The sequence below is a fragment of the Streptomyces sp. URMC 124 genome (assembly GCF_051386455.1).
Taxonomy (GTDB): Bacteria; Actinomycetota; Actinomycetes; order Streptomycetales; family Streptomycetaceae; genus Streptomyces.
Genome location: NZ_JBPQTS010000233.1, coordinates 1 through 7,915, shown reverse-complemented (window position 1 = coordinate 7,915; position 7,915 = coordinate 1). Strand labels below are relative to the sequence as shown.

5 protein-coding genes and 1 pseudogene are annotated in these 7,915 nt (G+C 75.1%); 4 read left to right on the top strand and 2 right to left on the bottom strand.

Translation table 11 applies throughout. The annotated features are described in order from the left end of the window. The first annotated feature begins 199 nt into the window (after nt 1-199). Both ACSNOG_RS30870 and ACSNOG_RS30865 read left to right on the top strand, forming a co-directional pair. Nucleotides 200-2,245 carry a TerD family protein gene (locus ACSNOG_RS30870; protein WP_436756004.1) on the top strand — a complete coding sequence of 682 codons (2,046 nt, stop codon included), beginning with the start codon at nt 200-202 and terminating at the stop codon, nt 2,243-2,245. A 222-nt stretch (nt 2,246-2,467) separates the two neighbouring features. Further along, nucleotides 2,468-3,973, top strand: coding sequence for a sensor histidine kinase (locus ACSNOG_RS30865; RefSeq protein ID WP_436756003.1), 1,506 nt, complete (start codon nt 2,468-2,470; stop codon nt 3,971-3,973). Between the two features lie 40 nt (nt 3,974-4,013). Here ACSNOG_RS30865 and ACSNOG_RS30860 read toward each other — a convergent pair whose 3' ends face one another. Continuing rightward, a complete protein-coding gene (locus tag ACSNOG_RS30860; protein WP_436756002.1) occupies nt 4,014-4,796 on the bottom strand; it encodes a response regulator in 783 nt (260 codons plus the stop codon). Between the two features lie 236 nt (nt 4,797-5,032). Here ACSNOG_RS30860 and ACSNOG_RS30855 point away from each other — a divergent pair, with 236 nt between their 5' ends. Both ACSNOG_RS30855 and ACSNOG_RS30850 read left to right on the top strand, forming a co-directional pair. Then, on the top strand, nt 5,033-6,337 hold the full coding sequence (locus tag ACSNOG_RS30855) for a globin domain-containing protein (RefSeq protein WP_436756001.1): 1,305 nt from the start codon (nt 5,033-5,035) through the stop codon (nt 6,335-6,337). Nucleotides 6,338-6,709: 372 nt separating this feature from the next. Then, nucleotides 6,710-7,177: a pyridoxamine 5'-phosphate oxidase family protein gene (locus ACSNOG_RS30850; protein ID WP_436756000.1), complete on the top strand. Its 468-nt coding sequence runs from the start codon at nt 6,710-6,712 to the stop codon at nt 7,175-7,177. Nucleotides 7,178-7,644: 467 nt separating this feature from the next. Here the strand turns inward: ACSNOG_RS30850 and ACSNOG_RS30845 are convergent. Then, nucleotides 7,645-7,818: pseudogene (locus tag ACSNOG_RS30845) on the bottom strand (sirohydrochlorin chelatase); the annotation flags it as partial. Nucleotides 7,819-7,915 lie beyond the last annotated feature (97 nt).

Genomic DNA, 7,915 nt, shown 5'->3' with positions numbered 1-7,915 from the left:
GGCGTCCCCCGGTCGGCGTACTCCGCGCCCCCGGCGGCTCGGAAGCCCTGCCGACCGGCGGGACGGCGGGGCCGGAGGATCACGTTCGCCCAGTCGTTGGATCACGCCTCCTCAACCCCCACCCGAGGGCTAGGGTTCACTTCGTGTGCACACGTGTGTGCTGCATCACACATCACCACACGGGGGATCCATGCACGAAATGGTGAAGGGCGGCAATGTCGGGCTGGCCGCGCTGAGCGAGGACGCAGGCTCCGTCATCGTGAGTCTGAGCTGGAGCAGCGCCACCGGCGACGGGGACGCCGACGTGTCCGTCCTGCTGCTGGGCACCGGCGGGAAAGTGCGCGACGACGCCGACTTCTTCTTCTACAACAACCCCGCCGCAGCGGACGGAAGCGTCCAGCTCTTAGGGAAGACGCCCACCGGCGACGGCAGCGAGGACCGCATCAGCCTCGACCTGACCGCCGTCCCGCCGGACGTCGAGCGCATCGTCGTGGCCGCCAGCCGGTACGGCGGCGCCTGCTTCGGCGACCTGGACGACCTGCGGGTCACGCTCGCCGACCGGACCGGCGAGATCCTGCTCGGGTTCTCCGCCGAGGGGGCCGGCGCCGAGCGCGCGTTCATCTTCGGCGAGCTCTACCGGCGCGGCGGTGAGTGGAAGTTCCGCGCCGTGGGGCAGGGGTACCGGTCCGGCTTGGCCGGCCTCGCCACGGACTTCGGTATCGAGGTCGATGAAGGCGAGAGCGAGAGCGAGGGCGAGGGCGAAGGCGAAGGCTACGAACGGGACGGGGTTGGTGGTCTTGTCTCACCTCCGTCGCAGGAACCCTGCGCACCGGTGCAAGCCCCCGAGCGGGCCCCCGCCACGACCGCCACGACCGCCACGACCGTCGCCGTCGCCGTCATCGCCACTTCGCCGGCCGCACCACCCGTCGCACCCCTCGTCCCGCCGCCCCCGCGCCGTCGCGGCCCGCGCACGGCCAAGAAGAAGGTCACCCTGCCCGACGTGCCCCGGAAGTCCCTCGCCGAGAACGACTTCTGGCGGGAGGCGCGGCTGTTTCCGGTCCCGCAGCTCCGGAGCGACCGCGAGCGCGAGATGCGGGCCACGTCGGTGCTGCTGTCGGTGATGGCCCAGGTGCCGGAGTTCGGGCGGCGCCTCACCGCCGCCTTCGGGGCGCCGGCCGGCCGCATGCAGACCTTCGTGGAGGTTTCCCTCCCCTTCGGCGACGCTCCCCGGCGCCCGGACGGAGTCGTGCGCGTCGAGCGGGCCGGAAAGCTGTGGACCGCCCTGGTCGAGACGAAGACCAACGGCAACCCGCTCAAGTCCGAGCAGGTGCAGGACTACATGGACATCGCCGCCCGGCGCGGCTACGAGGCCGTCGTCACCCTGTCCAACGACGTGGCGCTGGAGGGCCGCCCGCTGGTCGACGTCAAAGTCGACGGGCGGCGCAAGCACAAGGTCGCTCTGTGGCACCTCTCCTGGGCCGAAGTGGCCCACCAGGCGCACATGCTGATCCGCCACGAGGGCGTGGGGGACGCCGCCCACGCCTGGCTGCTGCACGAACTGCTGCACTACCTGCAGCACGAGAACTCCGGCTGTCACGGCTTCCAGAACATGGGCCCCGCCTGGGTGCCGGTCCGCAACGGCATCGACGCGGAGACCCTCGTCCAAGGGGACCGGCGCGCCGTCGAGGTCGTCGAGAGCTGGGAGCGGCTGATCCGCCAGGTGTGCCTCAGGCTGGGCGGAGCGCTGGGGCAGAAGGTGCTGCCCGTCCAGCGTGCGCGCCGCGGCACCGACCCCTCCTCGCGGCGCGCCGCGCTCGCCGACCGGCTGTGCGAGGAAGGGCGCCTGTCCGCCGAGCTCCGCATCGACGGCACCCCGGGCGTCCTCACGATCACCGCCGATCTGCGCACCGGCAAGCTGCGGACCTCCGTCGAGATCCCCGCGCCGGAGCACGGCTATCCGCTGAGCTGGGCCAAGCGCCTGGTGCGGCGTCTCGCCGACGCGCCGGCGGACGTGCACGTCGAGACGCTGGTGGAGGGCCGCCGGGGGCCGCGGGGCACCTTGGAGCGGCTGCGGCCCGAGCCGGCGGGGATCCTGCCCCCGGACGGCGCCCGGATCACCGGCTTCCGGCTGTCGCTGTTCAAGGGCATGGGCAGTACGCGCGGCAACGCCGAGTCCGGGTTCATCCGCAGCGTCGACGACGCGGTGGACCGCTTCCACGCGGGGGTCGTCGCTCACCTCGCGTGAAGGCGCTCCTGGGCATTCCCTCCGCATGAGCTGAGCATTCCCTCCGCATGAGCGGCGCCGGGAGGAGTTCCGGACAACGGGGGAGGGGGACGCGGCTCCTCCCGGCTGGGTTCAGTGTCGCCGGGGGGCCGGGCGTGGTGGCAGGGCCGGGCGGGCCCCTTTCCCGGGGCCGGTCGGCCCTGTCGTACGCTGCTGGCCAGGTATCGGGCCCGGGGAGCAGTCATGACGGAAACCGCAGATCAGAACGGTGATCACATGGCCGGCGGGTTACCGTCCGCCGATCGGATGCGCGGGCTGCTCGACGCCGTCATGAGCCTCGGGCACGGGCTGGAGCTCCCGCAGGTGCTGCACGGGATCGTCGAGGCCGCGGTCACGCTCACGGATGCGGAGTACGGCGCGCTGGGGATCGTCGGCGACGGCGGGACGCTGTCGGAGTTCCTCCCCGTCGGCATGTCCGAGGAGTTGACCGCACGCATCGGGCGCACCCCGTGCGGCCGCGGCATCCTCGGGGAGCTCATCCGCAATCCGGCGCCCCTGCGGCTCACGGACCTCAACCGGCACCCGCGCAGCTACGGCTTTCCCGAGCACCACCCGCCCATGCGCACGTTCCTGGGCGTGCCGGTCCGGGTCCGCGAGGAGGTGTTCGGCAACCTCTACCTCACCGAGAAGCGCGGTGGCGCCGCCTTCGACGCCGACGACGAGGCCGTCCTCACGACGCTGTCCATCGCCGCGGGCGTGGCCATCGACAACGCGCGCATGTACCACGAGAGCCGCCGCCGCGAGCGCTGGCTGCAGGCGCTGGGCGAGATCACCCGCAGTCTGCTGTCCGGCACGGACGCGGACGAAGCGCTGGGGCTCATCGCCGAGCGGGCCCGGGAGGTCGCCGACGCGGACGGCGCGGTCGTCGTGCACGACGGCGAGGAGGGCGCGCCCGGCGACGGGCCCGCCGTCGTCGTGCCCCTGCCCTCCGGGCCCGGCGCGTGCGGCGCGCTGCGGCTGCACCGGCGGCCCGGGCGGCCCCCGTTCGACGACTCCGAAGTGAAGCTGCTCTCCGGCTTCGCCGATCAGGCCGCCATAGCCCTCGAACTCGCCCAGCGGCGCGCCGAGTCGGAGGAGCTGGCCGTCCTCCACGACCGCGACCGCATCGCCCGTGACCTGCACGACCTGGCGATCCAGCGGCTCTTCGCCACCGGCATGACCTTGCAGAGCGCCACCCGGCTCATCGACCGGCCCGAGGCCGCCGAGCGCGTGGGCCGGGCCGTCGACGACCTGGACACCACCATCCAGATCATCCGCTCGACCATCTTCGGCCTGCGCACCGCCGGGGACGGCCGCGGGGGCGGTCCCAGCCTGCGGCGCGGCATGGCCGAGGCCGTCCAGGCCGCCACCCGCACCCTCGGCTTCGCGCCCGCCCTGCGGATCGAGGGCCCCGCGGACACCGACGTCCCCGGAGAACTCGCCGAGCAGATCCTTGCCGTGGCCGTGGAGGCCCTGAGCAACGCGGCCCGCCACGCCGCCGCCCGCCGGGTGGACGTCGCCCTGACCGTGGACGCCTCGCGGGCCGTTCTGACCGTCACCGACGACGGCGTGGGGGTCGGCTCCGCGCCCCGGCGCGGCGGGCTCGCCAATATGAAGTCCCGGGCGGAGCTCCACGGCGGACGGCTGGACGTGCAGACGCCCGCGGGCGGGGGGACGCGGATCGTGTGGAGCGTGCCGTTGCCGGATTGAGGGCGGCGGGTGGTACGGCTTCGCGGAGCCGTACGCGGTCTCAGCCGTTGCGCACCTTCCCCGCTATCACCGCCGCCTGCACCCGCCTGCCCACGCCCAGCTTCGACAGGATCGACGAGATGCGGTTCTTGACCGTCTTCTCGGCGAGGAACAGCCGGTCGGCGATCTGGCGGTTCGTCAGTCCCTCGCCGACGAGGTCGAGGATCTCCCGCTCGCGGGGCGAGAGGCGGTCGAGTTCCGACGTCTCCGGCACCTCCGGCTCGCTCGGCGCGCGCAGGCGGGCCATCACCCGGGACGCCGTGCGCGGATCGAGCGTCGACTTGCCCGTGGCCACCGTCCGTACCGCGTTCACCAGCTCCGAGCCGTTGATCTGCTTGAGGACGTAGCCCGCCGCGCCCGCCATGATGGCGTCGAAGAGGGCCTCGTCGTCGTCGAAGGACGTGAGCATCAGGCAGGCGAGCTCCGGCATCCGGGCGCGCAGTTCGCGGCACACTTCGATGCCGCCGTGGTCGCCGCCCTCCTCGCCCCGTTCACCGAGGCGCACGTCGAGGACGGCCACGTGCGGGCGGGACGCCGGTACGCGCGAGAGGGCCTCGCGGCCCGTGGCCGCCTCCCCCACGACCTCGATGTCCGGCTCCGCTTCGAGGAGGTCGCGGACGCCGCGGCGCACCACCTCGTGGTCGTCGAGGATGAAGACGCGCAAGGGGGCTGCGGCTGGGGCGGTGTCCGTGGCGGTGGTGGTGTCCGTGGCGGTGTCCGGAGCAGCCTCCTCGGCGCGTTCCGGAGTGTCATGCGAAGGGCTGTCCGTGTCGGTCCGTTCCATACGAGGCAGTATGTCCGGGCCTGGCGGGGGCGCCGCGTCCGGGCCCGGCTGGGGCGCAGCGCACCGGGTGCAAGCGCCCCCGCCGGGGCCCGCTCGCAACAGACCCCGCGCACAGCTCACACCGCGCAACCACCGCCCCGATAGGGCCGAACGGCCCTGCGGACCGGGGCCGGGCGGTCCCGCAGGCCCGTTGCCATACTGGCCCGTCCCAGCCCTGCGCGAGGAGCTTCCGACCCGTGAACACCGTCAACGACTCCTACCACTCCCTGCTCGCCCGGCACGATGCGATGCGGCTGCGCCGGCGGCTGCTGTCCCCCGGCTCCCAGCAGGCGGCGGAGGGGGCCGGCGGCACGCGGGCGGCCGGGGCGCCGCAGCTGCGGTCCTACGACGGTGCCGCCGGCGCCGCCGACCAGCGCGTGATCACCGACCACCTCGAACTCGTCACGCCCTTCGGCGACTTGATCGCGCACCTCTACGACGCGATGTTCGCGCACTGGCCCTACCTGCGGCGCCTGTTCCCGGAGTCGATGGAGTTCCAGCGCAAGCACCTCGAAGGGATCTTCTGGTTCCTGATCGAGAACCTCCACGACCCGGACGAGGTGGCGGCCGTCTTCACCCGCCTCGGCCGCGACCACCGCAAGCTGGGCGTACGGCCCGCGCACTACCGGGCGTTCGAGGCCGCGCTGTGCGAGGCGCTGCACCGCACCGCGGGCCCGCGGTGGAACGAGGCCATGGAGCAGGCGTGGGTGCGGATGCTGCGGTTCGCGGTGGGGGCCATGGTCGAGGGCGCGGAGGCCGCGCTCGGCGAACCGCCCGCCTGGCAGGCCACGGTCACCGGGCACGAACTGCGCCGCCCGGACCTGGCCGTCCTGCGCGTGCGCCCGCACGAGCCGTACCCCTACCGGGCCGGGCAGTACGCGGCGGTGGCCTCGCCGCTGCTGCCGCAGGCGTGGCGGCAGTACTCGCTGGCCTGCGCGCCGCGGCCGGACGGCGAGGGCGAGCTGGAGTTCCACGTGCGGCTGACCGGCCGCGGCGGGGTCAGCGAGGCCCTCGTGACCCGCACCCGGCCCGGCGACACGCTGCGGCTCGGCCCGGCGAGCGGGACGATGACGCTCGACGACGACCTCGCGCACGACTTACTGCTCGTCGCGAGCGGCACCGGGTGGGCGGCGGCGAAGGCGCTGCTGCAGGAGCTGGCCGCGCGCCGCGTCGCCCGCGGGGCTGCCGCGCAGCGCCGCGCGCACCTCTTCCTCGGTGTCCGGCACCCTTCCGCGCTCTACGACACCGAGGCGCCCGGCGAACTGCGGCGCCGCTACCCGTGGCTGCAGGTCACCCAGGTGCTCGGGGAGGGGCAGGGGCCCGGCGAGCACCACGCGCTGGCCGAGGTCGTCGCGGGGCACGGGGGCTGGTCGCGGCACCTCGCCTACGTCAGCGGGCCGCCGTCCATGGTCGGCCTGCTCGTGGCCCGGCTCACGGCGGGGCCGGCCCCGGCCCTCCCGGCGTCCCGCGTCCGGCACGACCCGCTGCCGGACCGCGCGTAGCGCTCCGCCGGGGGCCGTACGTCCTGGGTCCGGGTACGCCCGGGGTACGGGTACGCCCGGGGTACGGGTACGCCCGGGGGGCCGGTACGCCCGGGGGCCGGGATGCCCCGGAGCCGGGATGCCCGGGGGCCGGCATGTCGTCTGCGGGGCCGTCGGGGCTCGTCGCGCAGTTCCCCGGGCCCCTTCGGGGCGCTGCCGGACCGCGCGTCGCGCTCCGCCGGGGGCCGGGCACGCCCCGGAGCCGGGATGCCCCGGGGCCGGCACGTCGTCTGCAGGACCGTCGGGGCTCGTCGCGCAGTTTCCCGTGCTCCTTCGGGCGCTGGGGCCGAACGGCCCCTGGTATGCGGTGATTCGGTCGCCTGTACTGGTGGGGTGAGCGACGCCACCGCACCTGCCCGTCACCGGGTCGAACTCAGCCGCGCCGAGTCCCTACGGCTCCTCGGCAGCGTCTCCCTGGGCCGGGTCGTCTTCACCCGCCGCGCCCTGCCCGCCATCCGGCCGGTCAACCACGTCGTGGACGGCGGGAACGTCGTCATCCGCACCCACGAGGGCGCCGCCCTCGCCGGGCTCGCGGCGCACCCGGAACAGGCCGGCCAAGGCGTGGTCGTCGCCTACGAGGCCGACGCCATCGACCCCGGCACCCACCTCGGCTGGAGCGTCGTGGTCACCGGCTACTGCACGCTCGTCACCGATCCCGGCGAGCTCGCCCGCTACGAGGCCCTGCTGGAGCCGTGGTGGGACGAGCGCATGGACTGCGCCGTGCTGATCCGGCCGTCGCTCGTCACGGGCGTCCGGCTGACGAACGGGAACGGCGCGCCACCGGCGGCCACGTCCGCCTGACGGGCCGGCCCCCGACGACCGGCCTCCCCGCGCACGGCCTCCTCGTACCGGCGTACGACCAGGCGGGCCACGGCCTCGTGCGGTCCGAGCGGCTCGGAGACGATCCGGGCCCCCGCCCCCTCCGCTCCCCTGCGGACCGTCTCGCTGAAGTGCCCCGGCGCCGTCAGGTAGCCGGCGACGGCCACGTCCTCGTGGCCCCCGGCCCGCAGGGCGGCCACGGCGTCCGCGGGTCTCGTGCCGCTCCCGGCCGCGTGCGAGGGCACCACGCGCGCGCCCAGCCGCAGGGCGAGCAGCCGCGCCGCGCGGGCGGTGTCCGCCCACGCGGCGGGGTCCGAGGAGCCCGCGGCGGCGAGCACGACCGGCGCCCGGGATCCGGGCCGCCGCCCCGCCTCGGCCAGCCGCCCGGCGAGGGCCTCGGCCAGCAGCGGGTGCGGGCCGAGCGCGGGGGCGGCGCGGCAGCGCAGCCACGGCGCGGCCGCCATCGCGGCGGGGACGTCGGACCGCAGGTGGTGGCCGGTGCCGAGGAGCAGCGGTACGAGTACGGCCGCGCCGTCGAGTCCGGCCAGGACCGACTCCAGCGAGGGCGAGGCGAGGCCGAGGTGGCCGACGCGGACGTCGAGCCCGGGCCGCAGCGCGCGCACGCGCCCCACCAGCGCCTCGGTCACGGCGACCCCGGCGGCGCTGCGGGTGCCGTGGGCGACGGCGACGAGCGCGGGGGCACGGGCAGGGGCAGGGGCA

Coding starts and splice junctions, on each gene's coding strand:
- ACSNOG_RS30870 (WP_436756004.1), top strand. CDS start 200: ATGGTGAAGGGCGGCAATGTCGGGCTGGCCGCGCTGAGCGAGGACGCA.
- ACSNOG_RS30865 (WP_436756003.1), top strand. CDS start 2,468: ATGACGGAAACCGCAGATCAGAACGGTGATCACATGGCCGGCGGGTTA.
- ACSNOG_RS30860 (WP_436756002.1), bottom strand. CDS start 4,796: ATGGAACGGACCGACACGGACAGCCCTTCGCATGACACTCCGGAACGC.